Origin of the sequence: Streptomyces sp. NPDC020362 (assembly GCF_040642095.1) — a bacterium.
In the GTDB taxonomy this organism is placed as follows: Bacteria; Actinomycetota; Actinomycetes; order Streptomycetales; family Streptomycetaceae; genus Streptomyces.
The window spans coordinates 1-14,903 of sequence record NZ_JBFAET010000119.1; the positions used below are offsets into that span (position 1 = coordinate 1).

Here is a 14,903-nt window from a genome sequence, read left to right on the forward strand (position 1 = left end):
GAGTCGAGGGATCCGGAGAAGGCCGGCGCCTATCTCGAACTGGCCTACCATGACACAGCTGGGGGAGAAGCCCGTCGCCGACCCGGGCGATCTCCTGCTTGTACGGCGTGTCGGACAGCACGAAGTGCGTCACGCCCAGGGCGCGGTACCTCCGCAGAGAGTCGGCGACCTCCTCCGCGGACCCCACCAGCCACGTCGTACCGGCACCGCCGCCTCCGTAGCGGCCCGGTGCCGTGTAGAGGCAGCTGTCCAGGACGTCGCCCCGTGCCACCAGGTCGAGGAGGCGCTGCTGGCCGACTGCCGTGCGACGCCGGAACGCGTCGTGGGCGCGCGATCCCTGCTGCGCCATCCGGGCGACCTTCTCCTCCGCCGCGCGCCACGCCTCCTCCGTGGTGTCCCGGACGAGGGTCGTGATGCGCAACCCGAACTCCAGCGGCTGATGCTTCCGCCCGACTGTCTCGGAGAGCGCACGCAGCCGGTCGATCCGCTCGGCGATGCCGTCCAGCGGCTCACCCCAGAACAGCTGGACGTCGGCCTCCCGCGCGGCGACTCTCTCGGCGGCCGCGCTCGCGCCGCCGAAGTACAACCGGGGGTGGTGTCCCTGTTCGGCGCCCCAAGGTCTCGGCCGGACACTGGAGTTCTCCACCCGGTAGTGCTCTCCGTAGAACGTCACCTCCTCCTCGTTCCACAGGCGGCGGACCAGCTGGAGGAACTCAAGTGTGCGCTCGTAGCGGCGCGACTGGTCGAACTCCCCGTCGCCGTACGACGCGACGTCGTCCAGACCGCTGACGATGTTGACCAGGACCCGGCCCTGGCTGAGCCGATCGAGCGTGGCCGAGGCCGAGGCGAAGTTCGCGGGATGCCAGTAGCCGGGCCGAATCGCGATGAGCGGCTTGAACGTCGTCGTTCGGGCGGCGAGGGACGCCGCGACGGTGAACGTGTCCGGTCGCCCCCAGCCGGTGCCCAGCAGGGCCCCGGCCCAGCCGTGGTCCTCGACCGCCCGCGCCAGCTCGGTCGAGTGGTCGAGCGTGCCCCAGCCGTCATGTGTGTCATCGCCGCGATGGCCGGGTTCGACCGTGTTCGGGATGTACCAGAGATATTCGCCCATCTCAGACCTGCCCTCGGTACTCGCCGTGTGCGGCCTGCGCGGCGATGTGCGCGAACCGCCGATCGAACAGCGCGCTTACGTCGAATAGGGTTGCCTCCTGGTAGGAGACCCCGTGCTCCTTCGGCCATTTCAGGATCGTGACGCCCTGCGCCTGCCCTTGAGAGAAGCCGATCTTCTTACCGACGACGTCCTTCGCCCTCCTGATGTCGCTGCCCGGTCGGGTGGTCGGGATGTACGTGACCGCCGTGTTCTGCGAGACCGCGGCGATCTTGGCATCGAAGCCGATGCCATGCGCCTGGATCGGTGGCATCCCGGAGTTGCCGGCCCGATCGAGCGCCCCCGCGCGGAACCCCTGAATCGTGTCCGGCCCGCCGTTGAGCTGAACCCACTTGACGGAGAACGGCCGCGGGCCCAGCGACGGGTCGGCCGCCAACTGAACCTGTGTCGTGCTCACCCCGACGCGGAGGGTGGTGCTCCTACTCGGTGACGAGGACGGCAGGGGGCCAAGCACCTTGGGATCCGCCGACTTGGCGGAGGGAGAGGCGCAGCCGGCGAGTGTCGGCGGTGCACCACTGCCCCGAGTGAGAAATCCTCGGCGGTTCAACGGTCTTGAGAGCTGTTCGGACATAGTGGAACTGGTGGCCCCTTGATTGTTCGGCGCAACGGCAGATGCGCGGTCTGAATGTGCTGGGTGGCGACCCGCGGACGTCGGCGGGTCAGATCGGAGTGCGTCCGACCTGTCGGGCTGACGGTGACTGGACGCGAAGGCCCCCCTTCGCGGGCGGACGGCCTGCCGTCGGCCCTCGGCGATGCCCCGCGCGACATGGGCCGGTATGGGCCGGCCGCCGACGCCGTGTGGCGGACGGATCCGGGCGCGGCGCCAGCGGCTGCGTTCGGCGGCTTCAGGAGGCGACGGCGATCCGGCGGTCGGCGGTGAAGGGGCGTCCGGCGACGAGCTCGGACTCGTGCCCGTCCGGTCCCACGGGGGTTTCGCCGATCAGCGTGACCCGGTGCAGCCGCCGCTCTACGTCGAGGTGGTCCAGGTCGCGCGGGGCGAGGTGAGCGGTGGCCCGGTTGTCCCAGAACGCCACGTGCCCGGGCTCCCAGCGGAAGCGCACCGTGTACTCGGGCCGGGTGATCTCGGCATAGAGCAGGTCGAGGATGCGCCTGCTCTCGCTGGCGGTGACGTCGACGATGTGGCTGGTGAAACCGGGGTTGACGAACAGCGCGCGCTCCCCGGTCTCCGGGTGCACCCGCACCACGGGGTGCACGGCCACGAGCAGGTTGTCGTTGATCCGGCGGGCGTACTCGCTGCCGGCCTCCACCGGTCGGCTGCCGCCGTACCGGTGTTCGGCGCGAAGTGTGTCCACGAACGCCCGGACCGGGGCGGACAGCCCTTCGTACGCGGCGACGAGGTTGGTCCACTGCGTGTCGCCACCGACCTGCGGCACGGTCTCGGCACGCAGGATGGAACCGGCGGGCGGGTTCACCGCCGCGGTCACGTCGGTGTGCCAGCCGTCGAAGTAGCTGTACTGACGCTTGCGGTACTCGTCCCGGAAGTTCTTCCCGTAACGCTCCTCGAAGCGGCGCGGATCGATGGTGAAGATCTCCGGGTGGTCCTCGGGCGGGGCGTCGTCGTGCGGGTGGGCGTAGGTGAGCTCGCCGAAGTGGCGGGCGAAGGCGATCTGGGAGGGGTGGTCGAGCTGCTGCCTCCGGAAGAAGACGACCTTGTGGCGATGGAGGGCCTGCTTGATCGCCTCGATGGTCTCGGTGGACAGCGGCTGGGCGAGGTCCACGCCGTCGATGTCGGCTCCGATGTGACCGGCGACGGGGCGGACAGAGAGCGTGCTCATGTGACGGTGTCCTTTCAGGCATGTCTGATACGGCTGGTCAGCCACGGCGGCGTCGAGGTACGACGAAGTCACCTGACGGGCACGTGCGAGGAGGAGTGAAAGACGCCGAGCTGGAGATCGAGCCGGCGCTGGCGCTGAGTCCGGGGGACGACGTGCGCGGTGGTCAACGCCGCGGTGCGGACGCGCAGGAGCGCGTCGGCGGAATGCCGGTCAGCGGGCGCAACAGCCCAATCCGGCGAAGTGGTGCGCGCGGAAGGCGTTCACGGGGTGCCGGCCTGCGGCTGCCCGGATCGTGGCCCTCTGCTGCGCGTCCATGGAAGGAGTCTGCTGCCACGGTGACTGTAGGGACAATGGTTTGTAGCAGCACGGAAGAAACTCCGCCCGTTTCCGCTCATCGAGCGCTGCCGGCCGTGCGCAATCCCATCGGGTCCCGGTAGACGGCCGCGAGCACCGGCGCGGTCGCCGCCACCGCGAGCGTGTCCGTGCCGAAGGAGCCGGTCCTTACCAGATCGCCGGCGCTCTCCAACTCGCGGACCAACTCGTCCAGCAGCTGCGGGAGATGGATGGTGGCGGACTCGGTCAGCACCAGGGCATCCGGACTGATCAGGTCCAGCAGCGGCCGCACCGCGCGCGCGATGAGCCGCAGCCGGGCACGGCACAGGTCCACCGCACGGGTATCACCCGCCCGCGCAGCGCGTACGAGCAGCGACAGGTCGGGGTGCGGGATGATTCCCTCTGCAACAGCGCGCTGCGCGACGGCACGGTCGGAGACGGTGACCTGCAGGCAGCCGGTGCGCCCGCACGGGCACGGCTCCATCGACCCCGGAACAGACAGGTGGGCGATGCCGCCGGCGCCGTATCGGCGGCCCTGCAGCAGGGTGCCGCCGGTGGCGATCGCCGCGTCCACTGCGTTGCCCACGAACAAGTGCACCAGGTCGCCGCCGCCGACCGCGCCGAACAGCAGCTCCGCGCGGGCCAACGCCCGGGCATGGCCCTCGACATGAACCGGCAGCCCCACCAATCGCTGCAGCGTGGGCCGCAGGGGGATGTCGCGCCAGCCGAGCGCGGAGTTCTCGACGAGGACCCCCGCATCCGGGTCGACCCAGCCGCCGGTGACCACGCCCAGTCCGAGCACGGAGAGCCTGCTGGCGTGCCGGCGCAGGAAGCCGGGCAGCCGTGCAGCAACATCGTGGAGGACCGCGCCGTGCTGCGGCTGCCTGGGCACACGCTCATGCGCGATGACGCGGCCGCGTAGATCGGTGAGCGAGAACGTGAGCCGCGCAACCGCGATGTGCACGCCCGCCGCGACGTGATGCGAGGTCTCGATGTCCAGCGGGATACGGGGGCGTCCCGGCCGGGGGTGCCGCGAAGGCTCGGGCGGTTCCCAGACCAGTCCCATCGCGAGCAGTTCGGCCGCGTGCCGCGACACGGCAGCCGCGCTGAGCCCCGTCTCCCTGATGATCGCGGTGCGAGCCAGCGGGCCCCCGTGCAGTAGGGCCCGCAGCACGGCAGCCGCGCCGTCAGGCCGGTCAGCGGCGGGTCTCCCGCCTGGCGTTGCGATGAGCGCTGGTTGCATCGATGATCCTCGGTCCGGAGTCGGCCACACGTCGGCACGGCAGCCCCGGAACCGAGGGGCTACCGGTGCTGTGGACAGTTCAACGACTTCATGCCCCGATGCTCGCAAGCGCCACAGGCCCGGTCAATGAACCAGCGTTACGGCGCCGTGACGGTTCTACGAAGCCGACGTCCAGCCCCTCTCGGGGCGACGCCGACAGCCCCGCGGGACCTGCTCACGGCGTCTCCGACCGCCGAGTCGTCCGCTCCGAAGGCGGCCCGCTCGACGCGGTGTCCCTCGACCCTTTCCGTACTCAGGTACCGGACGGCGACATCGGCACCGTCCACCCGGATCCGCAGTCCCTCGCCGACGCCCTGGGCCCCTGACCGACTGGCCCCTGAAGGAGCACCCGCCATGTCCAACGACATCCCCGTCACCGACCTCGCCGCGGCCCTCGCCGAGGATGCCCCCGAGGACCTGTCGGCCACCGTGCGCCGCGCCGCCGAGACCATCGGCATCATCCAGGTCGTCAACCACGGCGTCCCCACCGAGGTGATCGCCGGGTTCAACGACGGCTTCCGCCGCATCCTCGACCTTCCCCGCGAGGAGAAGGAGCAGCCGACCAGTCCCACCGGACACCCCTACCGCGGCTGGCGCCAGTGGCCGGACGACTTCGGGCGCCTCGAGCTCGAACGTTCAGCATCGCCCAGTACGACGACCCACGCGGCCCGCGCCGCCGGACTGTCCGCCGAGCACGCCACCCTCTACGAGCACACCAACGTGTGGCCGCCACAGGAGCCCGGCCTGCGCGCCGCGACCCACCGCTACCACGATGCGTTCGTGGACGTCGCGCGCCGCGTCCTCGGCCGGTACGCGCGCGTGCTGGACGTGCCCGCGGAGACGCTCCCGCTCGGCGGCGACGTCTACACGACTGTGGACGTCAACAACTACCCGAAGGGGCCCCACACAGGCGCCTCGGACGAGGAGAACCTGCTGCTCCTGGAACACGCCGACTGCTCCGTGATCACTGGGCTCCACCAGGAGGGCGACTACGCGGGCCCGCAGGGCCAGCGCCCTGACGGCACCTGGATCCCCGTACCGATCCGGTCCAACGCCCTCCAGGTGTCCAGCGGCACCCTCCTGACCAACTGGACGGAAGGGCGGCTGCGCCCCGGACGGCACCGCGTGGTCGCCGGCGGCTCGGTGACCCGCCGCTCCTGCGCGGTGTTCGTCCACCCGGGCCTGGACACGGTCGTGAAACCGTTGCCGGCCTTCGCCGACCCGGACGGCTCCGACTTCGAACCCGTGTCAGTGTGGGAGCGAGCCAGCGGCAACGTCGAGGAGTGCCTGTGGGTGTTCGGCCGCCCCGAGCAGCTCACGGCATGGCGGGAGAACCGCCCCTACGTCGCCGAAGTCACCGCGTGATCAAGCCGAAGGAGAGCCGCTCATGACCACATTCCCCACCGCGCAAGCCGTGCGGACCACACCGGAGGGCCTCCTGTGGGAGCCCAGCGAGCGCTGGGTGCGCGGCCGCAAGGGTGACGTCACCGTCGTCGACAGCCGGCACCCCGTCCTTGTCTGGGAGCGGGGTGTCCCCGTCCCGCTGTACGCGTTCCCCCGCACAGAGGTCCGCGAGGACCTCCTCCGCCCCGCGAAGAACCCGCCGACGGGCGCCCACGGCGGATCGCAGGTCTTCTACGACCTTGTAGTCGACGGCGAACTCCTCGAGAACGCCGCTTGGACCTTTCCCTCCGCCGACCTGGCCGACCACATCGCCTTCGAATGGTTCCGGCGCAGCGGCAGGGGGCTCGACCACTGGTACGAGGAGGACGAAGAGATTTTCATCCACCCCCGCGACCCGCACAAACGCGTGGACGCCATCCCCAGCAGCCGCCATGTCCAGGTCGAGATCGACGGCATGGTCGTTGCTGACACCCACCGCCCCGTGCTGCTCTTCGAGACCGGTCTGCCCACGCGGTACTACGTCCCGCGCGAGGACGTCCGACTCGACCTGCTCGAACCCACCGACCACCACAGCGGCTGCCCCTACAAGGGCGCCGCCGAGTATTGGACGTGGTGCGGCGAGGCCGACATTCCGCCGAACGTCGTCTGGAGCTACCCGGACCCGCTGCCCGCGGTGGGCCCGATCAAGGGGCTCCTCGCCTTCTACAACGAAGCGGTCGACATCACCGTGGACGGCGAACGCCTGGAACGCCCCGTCACCCACTTCACCAAGACGCTCTCGCAGCCCTCGCGCAATGACGAGTAACGACCGCCGCATCCCTCTCAACGGCCTGCGTCACGCTCCGCCGACGAGGCCGGCCTCGTCCTAGGCAAGCGGGGCACGGCGCACGCCCTGCGCAACGCGGCCCGCCTGTTCGACACGGTGCAAGCGACGCCGCCACCGGCCCCCGGGGCATCCCTTCCCACACCGGCCAACCTGACCCCGGTCCGCGGCTCCTGCCACTACGCAGGAAGGCAGTACCGAGAGCGGTGGCGGATCGCCCGCGCCCAGACCCGACGCCGCGGGAGGTGGCCGGTCGGCCCCGCGGCGGGCGTGGAAGGCGCCGCGGGGCCGTTGTGAAGGGGCGGAGAGGTTCTGGCTTTCCGCAATGTGAGACCTGTCCGGAACCCATTGACCGAGGGGGTGGACGTCTGCTCAACTCACGTTCCATGACCCCGCGCGTGGATTTGACTCGGCGGCGCCACATCGACCTGGCGCACGTCTCCAGCGCGTTCTGTTGTCGTTGATCCGGAAAGCGTGTCGCTGATCCGCAAGGTGGCCCTCGGCAGCGGCCGGTGCGCGCCGGTGACCTGTCCCCGGGTGGGGCGGTGCGAAGCCGTCGCCCCAGCGATGCCTCCCCCCAGGAGCGCGGTACCCACCGCCTGACCGCCTTCTTCTCCCGTGCCTCCCTCCTCCTTTCCTTCTCTGGTTCTGGGGCGAAGTGGGTGCGGAACAGCCCGAAGCCGGTGGGGCGACGTGGCGTCAGCCAGCGCTCGTACGAACACCACCACACGGCTCGCCCCTCCCCGAGTAGTCGTCGCTACCTCGCATCGGCCCAGACCGAGGAATGACTCAGCGGCCGTCCATCCCTGCCCTTCACCCGTTCACTCCAACTCACAGCAGTCGGCAGTGCGCCCAAATCCTTGAGAGGGACCTCTCATGTCTCCGTCCATCCGCAAGCTCAAGGGCCGCATCGACGCGCTCGTCAAGGGCGTCGACCTGGCGGCGTGCCCCGATCCCTCGACGATCACGTCGGTCCGTCATGCCCTCAACGAGCACAAGGCGATCGTGTTCGACAACGTGAACCTCGACAACGCCGGTCAGGAGCGCGTGGCCAGGTGGTTCGGCGACCTGACAACCGCCCACCCGAACGTGCCGGCCGCCGACGGTACGAGGAACGTGCCAGCCGTCGACAGTGAGACGTCCAAGGCGAACGAGTGGCACACGGACGTCACCTTCGCGCGCCGTTCGGCCACTACGCCGCCGCGGAAGGAGTATGACCGGGGCTTCATCCCAACTCCGTACGAGACAGAGCACCGTCTCGTGCGGGTGCATCGGCTGCCGGGCGAGCGTGGGCTGTTCATCGGCGGTCTCGCCCAGCGGATCGTCGGTCTGTCGAGCAACGAGTCGGCGGATCTGCTGCGCGTCTTGCAGTCGTACGTGACCCGTCCGGAGAACATCCTGCGCCGGACATGGTCCCCGGACCAGCTGCTGATCCTCGGCAACCGGATCACCCAGCACTACGGGGTGGACAACCTCGACGACCATCCGCGTCGCTTCAACCGGGTGACGGTCGCGGGAGATGTGCCGCCCGGAGTCGACGGCCGCCGCAGCGAGCCGCTCGTAGGTGACGCCTCGCACTGCATCAGCGTCCCGGGGGTGGCGGCGTGACCGAGGTCAGCCTCAAGGCGCCGGCTGTAGAGCCGACCGCCGAGACGCCACGCGCGACAAGTGGGCGCGAGGTCTTCCTGCCACGCGACGCCCGCCGCCAAACGGCGTTCAACACGCTCCGTAAGCGCCTGCGCTGGCCTCTGGGGATCCACACGACTCCGTTCGTGGTCCTCATCGCCTGGGAGGTCCTCGCCAGGGCCGGAGTACTGGCGAAGACCTACGCTCCGGCACCGACCTCCATAGTGAAGTCCGCCGTTGACCTGTGGCAGCAGGGCGTCCTCGGGCCGGACCTGGCGATCTCGCTGCATCGGGCCGGCATCGGTCTCGTGATCGGTCTGACGGTAGGCATCGTCACCGGGGTGCTCGGCGGTCTGCTGCGCAGCGGCGAGTATCTGTTCAACGGTGTCGTGCAGGTGTTGAACACGATCCCACTGCTGGCGGTGCTGCCGCTGATGATCGTGTGGTTCGGCATCGACGAGCTCACGAAGGTGCTCCTGATCTCTTTCGGCGCAGGCGTTCCGATGTACCTCAACCTGTTCGCCGCGATCCGGGGTGTCGATCAGCGCCTGATCGAGATGGCGCGGACGACGGGCGCCGGCACCTGGCGCGTGGTGACCCGTGTCCTGGTACCCGGAGCCCTGCCAGGGTTCCTGGTCGGCCTCCGGTTCTCTCTCGCGTACAGCGTTCTGGGCCTCGTCGCCGCCGAGACGGTCAACGCGGACAAGGGTCTCGGCTTCCTCATCACTCAAGGACAGACCTACCTCCAGACCAACCAGGTTTTCGTGGGGCTGGTGATCTACTCGCTCCTCGGTCTGCTCGCCGACCAGTTCGTCCGGGCTCTCGAGCGGGTGCTGCTGCGGTGGCGCCCCAGTTATGAGGCAGCATGAGCACCACGGTTGCTACACACAGCACACAGCCCCGCCGACAGGCCGGCGCCGTCGTCGAGAAGGTCGTCCGGCGGTTCGGGGACCGGGTCGTCCTCGACCACCTGGACCTCACCATCGCCGACGAGGAACTGGTGGTCCTGCTGGGCCCCTCAGGCTGCGGCAAGAGCACTCTCCTCAGGTTGCTCGCCGGGCTGGACCGGCCTGACGGCGGGCGGGTGGAGGTCCCGACGAGGCGCGCGATCGTGTTCCAGGCGGACCGTCTGCTGCCGTGGCAGCGGGTGGTGCGGAACGTCACCCTCGGCCTGCACGGACCGGACGCCGACCGGCGGGCCCTCGACGTCCTTGCCGAGGTCGGTCTATCGGGCCGCGCGAAGGCTTGGCCCAAGGAACTCTCCGGCGGCGAGGCCCAGCGGGTGTCGCTGGCGCGAGCGCTGGTCTCGGAGCCCGAACTCGTGCTGCTCGACGAGCCGTTCGCGGCGCTCGACGCGATCACGCGGCTGCGCATGCACGACCTCGTGCGGGCGCTGCGGAGCAAGCACCACGCGGCCATGCTGCTCGTCACCCACGACGTCGACGAGGCGATCGCACTGGCCGACCGCGTCGTCGTCATGTGCAACGGACGCATCGGCACCTCGCACCTGGTCGAGCTGTCGGCCGCGGACCGCGAGGCGAGCCTCGCTCGAGAGGAGCTGCGCTCCACGCTCCTGGAAGACCTCGGTCTCGCCAGCAAGTACTGACGTGCCAACCCCACCCATTGACTTCTCCCACCACAGCACAGAAAGCACGTGAGCACCCATGTCCAGAAAAACCTCCCGGCCCGTCGCCGCCATTGGCCTGCTCGCGCTGGGGAGCGCCCTCGTCGCCTGCGCATCGACGTCTGAGGCCGCAGCGCCCCTGAGCAAGTCGAGCGGATCGAGCGCCCACAGTCACCCCGAGTGGAGCAAGTACACCTTCACCATCGGTGACAACGGCGGTGACGGCAGCCAGGAGCTGGCGAAGATCACCGGCGTGTTCGACGACGCGCCCTACAAGGTGAAGTTCGCCCGCTTCACCTACGGCCCGCCGCTCGTACAGGCTGCAGCGTCGGGTGACATCGACCTGGGAGCCGTCGGGGACGTACCGCCGATCACGGGCGCCGCGAAGGAGTACGGCTTCAAGGTCGTGGCCGTCAACCGGTCGCTCACCCCCACCCAGTCGAACGAGAACATCATCGTTCCCAAGGGCTCGAAGCTGAAGACGCTCGCGGATCTCAAGGGCAAGAAGATCGCCGTCCCGCAGGGCAGTTCGGCCCACGGTCTGGCCCTGAACGCGCTCAACAGCGTCGGCCTCAGCCCCAAGGACGTGCACCTGGACTTCCTCGACCCGGCGGCCGGCGCCACCGCGTTCAACACCGGCAAGGTGGACGCCTGGTCGATCTGGAACCCGCAGTCGGCGATCGCGGTCAAGAACGGTGCTCGGATCCTGGCGAAGGGTCTCCCTCCGATCGACCAGACGAGCAGTTACTACGTCGCAAGTGAAAAGTCGCTGAACGACAGGACGAAGCGGGCGGCGCTCACCGATGTCCTGCAGCGGCTGGCCCACGAGTTCGCCTGGGCGATCAAACACGAGGACAAGTATGCGCAGGCGATCTCCAAAGAGGAGGGCATCCCCCTGGACGATGCCAAGGCGTCCCTGAAGGCCTTCGAGACCCGGGTGACCCCGGTGGAGAAGACGGACATCGCGGCGGAGCAGAAGCTCGCCGACGCTTTCCTGGAAGCGGGCCAGATCACCAAGAAGGTCGATGTCCCGTCGATCGCCGACAACCTGCTACCGACCGGCTACGACAGCTCGAAGCTGCAGGTCGGCTGAGCAGGCTCGACTCCCTCAGAACACGGAAAGGAGAGCACGCGTGAGCGAGACAGGACGCCGGCTCCACCTCAACGCCTTCCTCATGGAGGCGGGTCACCACGAGGCATCGTGGCGGCTCCCGGACAGCAATCCACGGGCCGACTTCGACCTGCAGCACTGGATCAGGCTGGCCCAGCTGGCCGAGAGCGCCAAGTTCGACTCGCTGTTCCTCGCGGACGGCCCGGCGATCATCGGCACCGGCGAGTTCCGGCCACCGGGCCAGCTCGAACCACTGACGCTGCTGACCGCGCTGTCCCAGGCGACCAGCAGGATCGGACTCATCGCGACGGTGTCGTCCACGTACAACGAGCCCTACAATCTCGCGCGTCGGCTCGCCTCGGTCGATCATGTCAGCGGCGGTCGCGCAGGCTGGAACATCGTCACCTCGGCGGGTGCCGACGAAGCGGCCAACTTCGGCCTCGACAACCGCCCCGACCACGCGGAACGTTACGCCCGTGGTGACGAGTTCCTGCACATCGCCAAGGCACTGTGGGACAGCTGGGAGTCCGAGGCCGTCGTAGCGGACAAGGCCACAGGGCGCTACGCCAACCCCGCGCGGATCCACAAACCGGCCCACCGGGGCCGCTACTTCTCGGTGGCCGGCCCGCTCAACGTCGAGCGTCCACCGCAGGGCTACCCGCTGCTCGTCCAGGCCGGATCCTCGGAGGACGGCAAGGACTTCGCGGCACGACACGCGGAGGCGATCTTCACCGCACACCAGACGTACAAGCGCGCGGCCGATTTCTACGGCGACATCAAGGCGCGGACCAGGGCCGCGGGACGTGACCCGAACGGTGTGATCGTCCTGCCGGGAATCGTCCCGTACATCGGGTCCACCGAGGAGGAGGCCCGCGCGCTGGCGAAGCAGTTCGACGACCTGCGAAGTGCGGAGTACGGGCTGCGCCAGCTGGCTGCGGTCTTGGAAACCGAGCCGTCGGTGTTCGAACTCGACGAATCCTTGCCGGACTTCATCCTCGCGCGGCCAAAGCTCGAGGGATCACAGAGCCGCTCCGACCTGATCATCGAGTTCGCCCTACGCGAGAAATTGACGGTACGTCAGATAGTCTCGAGACTGGGAGGCGGCCGCGGTCACTTCGAGTTCATCGGTACGCCCGAGCAGGTGGCGGACACGATCATCACTTGGTTCGAGGGGGGTGCCGCGGACGGGTTCAACATCATGGCGCCCGCCCTGCCTTCGGGCCTGGAGACCTTCATCGATCACGTACTGCCGATCCTGCGCGGCAAGGGCCTGTTCCGTGAGGAGTACGAAGGCGCGACCCTCCGCGAGCACTACGGTCTGCCGGTACCGGCCAACCAGTTCCACCAGACACAGACAGAGGTGCTCGGCGTCTGAGTTGATCGGTGCCCCTGGCGCAGAGGCTCAGCAAAACCTAGACGATTGGTTCCGTTGTCCGAGCTATTGCGCGGGTTTGATGTCGAATGCGCGCGTGGTCAGGCCAGCGTCGTGCCCTGGGGTACTGCTGGAGGCCGACGCATGGTGACTGATCCATGTCGAGTGCTGGCCTCCAGGCGTCCGTCAGCAAATGGAGGAGCTATACATCCCGCCAAGCTGGCGGATCTCCTCCAGCGGGTATGGGGTCTGCCTGCTCTGGCGCTGGAACTTGCGGTTGAAGTCGGACATCACTGCGGCGATCGGCGCGTGCCGGGCGAGGATCGCCGCGGCCTCCTCTGGGATTCCTGTGGGGCGCTTGCCCTCTGCGTAGGCGCGCACCAGCGCGTAGCGGCCCTCCCGGTCCTCCCTCTGGTATCCGTACAGAGCGGCGACCAGCCAGTTCACCAGATACGTGGCGGTGTAACAGCGGTCGTAGGTCTGGTGCTGGTCGAAGAAGTCGGCCTCGTCCTGCGACAGCTCGAACCCGGAGGAAAGGGCGAGGCCGTAGTCCGCGAAGTAGAGGCGCTGGCCGTCGGTCAGGATGTTCTCGAAGTGCGCGTCGAAGTGAAGGAGCCCGCGGCTGTTCATGAAGGAGGTGCCGGCTGCCAGTTCCCTCTCCACCATGGCGCAGGCTCGGTTGGCGGTTTGGGCTTCTGCTTCGACCTGGGTGCCCAGCCACTGGTGCAGGTTCTGCGGGATGTACTCCAGGAACAGCGCGACGCTGGCCGAGGACTGCTGGAGGGCCTGGATCCGGCGGCGCACCTGAGATCCGCCGCCCCAGTAGGCGACAGCCCGTTCGATGTCGGCCAGTTCTTCGGGCAGGGGTGTCGAGTCCGGCAGCACCCGCCAGTGGTACATCAGGGGGAAGCCCTCGTGTTCCGCCGCGAGCACCCAGTTCGTCGTCAGGGTGTGCACGGCGAGCTCTCTCCAGGCCCCGAATCCCGGCCCGCCGATGGTGCCGATGCCGTACTGGCAGAAGACGGGCAGATCGAACAGATTCTCCGTGGACCGGACGTGCTCAGGTTGCCTCTCGGGATCGGTGAGGGGCACCCGCTTCACGAAGACCGGGGTTCCGGCGACCTCCAGCAGGCCCGACTTCCCGCCGATGCCGGATCCGATCGGCACGGCCGTGTCCACGAGCTCGCGCAGGGCGCGATCACTGCACAAGGCCAGGGATGTGGAGACGGCGCTATGGGCGGTCAGACGCGCACCGTGCGACATGTCAGGGCACTGCACTGCGGCCTCCACCTGGGTGCCGACCTCGATTCTGCAATGGCTACGCAGTCCCGCCGAGCGCAACGACGCGTGGCTCTGCAGTTTGGCCTCCGGAGCGGGCAGAGGGCGTCCAAGATCCGTGTGTGACGACAGACCTGAGCAGCCTCCTGACCGCACTCTACGTGAAGATCGACGACGAAATGGGAGGAATCCGGTGCCTCGGTAGACCGCCGCTGCTCAGTGACTCCGAACTCTGACTGTCTTGCTGTGGCCCAGGCCCTGCTCGGGTACCACTCGGAGGCCCGGTGGCTACGCTACGCGAACAAGCACCTGACCGACATGTTCCCGTACCTGCCCCAACGGCCCGGTTATCACAAGCGGTTGAAGGCCGCACTGCCGCTGCTCAAGCGCATGATCCGAGAGCTCGCCATGGACAGTGACTTCTGGACCGACACGGTATGGATTGCCGACTCCACCCCGGTGCCGTGCGGCATGTCGCGCCCGACCGTCCAGCGTTCGAACATGGCGGGCTGGGCCGGCTACGGCTACTGCGCGTCCCACTCCCGTTTCTTCTGGGGCCTGCGCCTCTACCTGGTATGCACTCCGGCCGGGATGCCGATCACGTGGGCCCTGGCCAACCCGAAGATCGGCGAGCGCGAGGTGTTGGCGGCGATGCTCGAAGTCGACGCCGACTTGGTCGCCCGGCGTGAGGGCATCCTGCTCATCACGGACAAGGGATTCGCGTCCAAGCCGTTCGAGAAGGACCTCGTCACGCAGGGCATCGAGCTGCTGCGGCCGTCGCTCAAGCGGGAAAAGAAGCGCTACGGAGAGCCGATGCTCAAGAAGGTCCGCCAGCTGATCGAGTCGGTCAACGACACCCTCAAAGGGCAGCTTGACCTGGAGCGACACGGCGGACGGACCTTCGAGGGCGTGGCCGTCCGAGTGACCCAGCGTGTGCTCGCGATGGCCGTCGGCATCTGGCACAACAATCTGATCGGCGCAGCAGTCCCCCGCTCACTGATCGCCTATGACCACTGATCACATCGGAACTACTCGTCTAGGGGGACGGCTTCACCGCGGTCGCCGGCTTGGAACTGGAGATGGCGGGAG

12 protein-coding genes and 1 pseudogene are annotated in these 14,903 nt (G+C 68.6%); 8 read left to right on the forward strand and 5 right to left on the reverse strand.

Features of this window, described 5'->3' with window-relative positions; genetic code table 11:
• The 4 genes from AB0H32_RS31665 to AB0H32_RS31680 form a co-directional block, all read right to left on the reverse strand.
• Window positions 1-1,108: LLM class flavin-dependent oxidoreductase (locus tag AB0H32_RS31665; RefSeq protein WP_361127571.1), on the reverse strand; the 1,108-nt coding region annotated here is incomplete at its 3' end.
• A gap of 1 nt (window position 1,109) precedes the next feature.
• A complete protein-coding gene (locus AB0H32_RS31670) occupies window positions 1,110-1,562 on the reverse strand; it encodes an ABC transporter substrate-binding protein (protein ID WP_361127574.1) in 453 nt (150 codons plus the stop codon).
• A gap of 448 nt (window positions 1,563-2,010) precedes the next feature.
• Entirely contained in the window at window positions 2,011-2,961 is a 951-nt protein-coding gene (locus tag AB0H32_RS31675) for a TauD/TfdA family dioxygenase (RefSeq protein ID WP_361127577.1), read from the reverse strand.
• Window positions 2,962-3,352: 391 nt separating this feature from the next.
• Window positions 3,353-4,468: an ROK family transcriptional regulator gene (locus AB0H32_RS31680; protein WP_361127580.1), complete on the reverse strand. Its 1,116-nt coding sequence runs from the start codon at window positions 4,466-4,468 to the stop codon at window positions 3,353-3,355.
• Window positions 4,469-4,930: 462 nt separating this feature from the next.
• On the opposite strand from AB0H32_RS31680, the gene AB0H32_RS31685 reads away from it, so the two are divergent.
• The 7 genes from AB0H32_RS31685 (at window position 4,931) to AB0H32_RS31715 (ending at window position 12,539) form a co-directional block, all read left to right on the forward strand.
• A complete protein-coding gene (locus AB0H32_RS31685; protein WP_361127583.1) occupies window positions 4,931-5,941 on the forward strand; it encodes a 2-oxoglutarate and iron-dependent oxygenase domain-containing protein in 1,011 nt (336 codons plus the stop codon).
• Window positions 5,942-5,963: 22 nt separating this feature from the next.
• Window positions 5,964-6,785, forward strand: a complete 822-nt coding sequence (locus AB0H32_RS31690; RefSeq protein WP_361127586.1) for a DUF427 domain-containing protein — start codon at window positions 5,964-5,966, stop codon at window positions 6,783-6,785.
• Window positions 6,786-7,679: 894 nt separating this feature from the next.
• Window positions 7,680-8,411: a TauD/TfdA family dioxygenase gene (locus tag AB0H32_RS31695; RefSeq protein WP_361127589.1), complete on the forward strand. Its 732-nt coding sequence runs from the start codon at window positions 7,680-7,682 to the stop codon at window positions 8,409-8,411.
• Complete coding sequence (locus AB0H32_RS31700; protein WP_361127592.1) at window positions 8,408-9,298, forward strand: ABC transporter permease; 891 nt, start codon at window positions 8,408-8,410, stop codon at window positions 9,296-9,298. The genes AB0H32_RS31695 and AB0H32_RS31700 overlap by 4 nt, the downstream gene beginning before the upstream one ends.
• Complete coding sequence (locus AB0H32_RS31705; protein WP_361127595.1) at window positions 9,295-10,035, forward strand: ABC transporter ATP-binding protein; 741 nt, start codon at window positions 9,295-9,297, stop codon at window positions 10,033-10,035. The genes AB0H32_RS31700 and AB0H32_RS31705 overlap by 4 nt, the downstream gene beginning before the upstream one ends.
• A gap of 58 nt (window positions 10,036-10,093) precedes the next feature.
• The gene (locus AB0H32_RS31710; protein WP_361127598.1) at window positions 10,094-11,146 is read left to right on the forward strand and encodes an aliphatic sulfonate ABC transporter substrate-binding protein; all 1,053 of its coding nucleotides are present in this window, start codon (window positions 10,094-10,096) and stop codon (window positions 11,144-11,146) included.
• A 40-nt stretch (window positions 11,147-11,186) separates the two neighbouring features.
• Window positions 11,187-12,539, forward strand: a complete 1,353-nt coding sequence (locus tag AB0H32_RS31715; RefSeq protein ID WP_361127601.1) for an LLM class flavin-dependent oxidoreductase — start codon at window positions 11,187-11,189, stop codon at window positions 12,537-12,539.
• Between the two features lie 183 nt (window positions 12,540-12,722).
• Here the strand turns inward: AB0H32_RS31715 and AB0H32_RS31720 are convergent, their stop codons facing one another.
• The gene (locus AB0H32_RS31720; protein WP_361127604.1) at window positions 12,723-13,799 is read right to left on the reverse strand and encodes a protein kinase family protein; all 1,077 of its coding nucleotides are present in this window, start codon (window positions 13,797-13,799) and stop codon (window positions 12,723-12,725) included.
• A gap of 194 nt (window positions 13,800-13,993) precedes the next feature.
• Here AB0H32_RS31720 and AB0H32_RS31725 point away from each other — a divergent pair.
• A pseudogene (locus AB0H32_RS31725) lies at window positions 13,994-14,831 on the forward strand (IS982 family transposase).
• The last annotated feature ends 72 nt before the right edge of the window (window positions 14,832-14,903 follow it).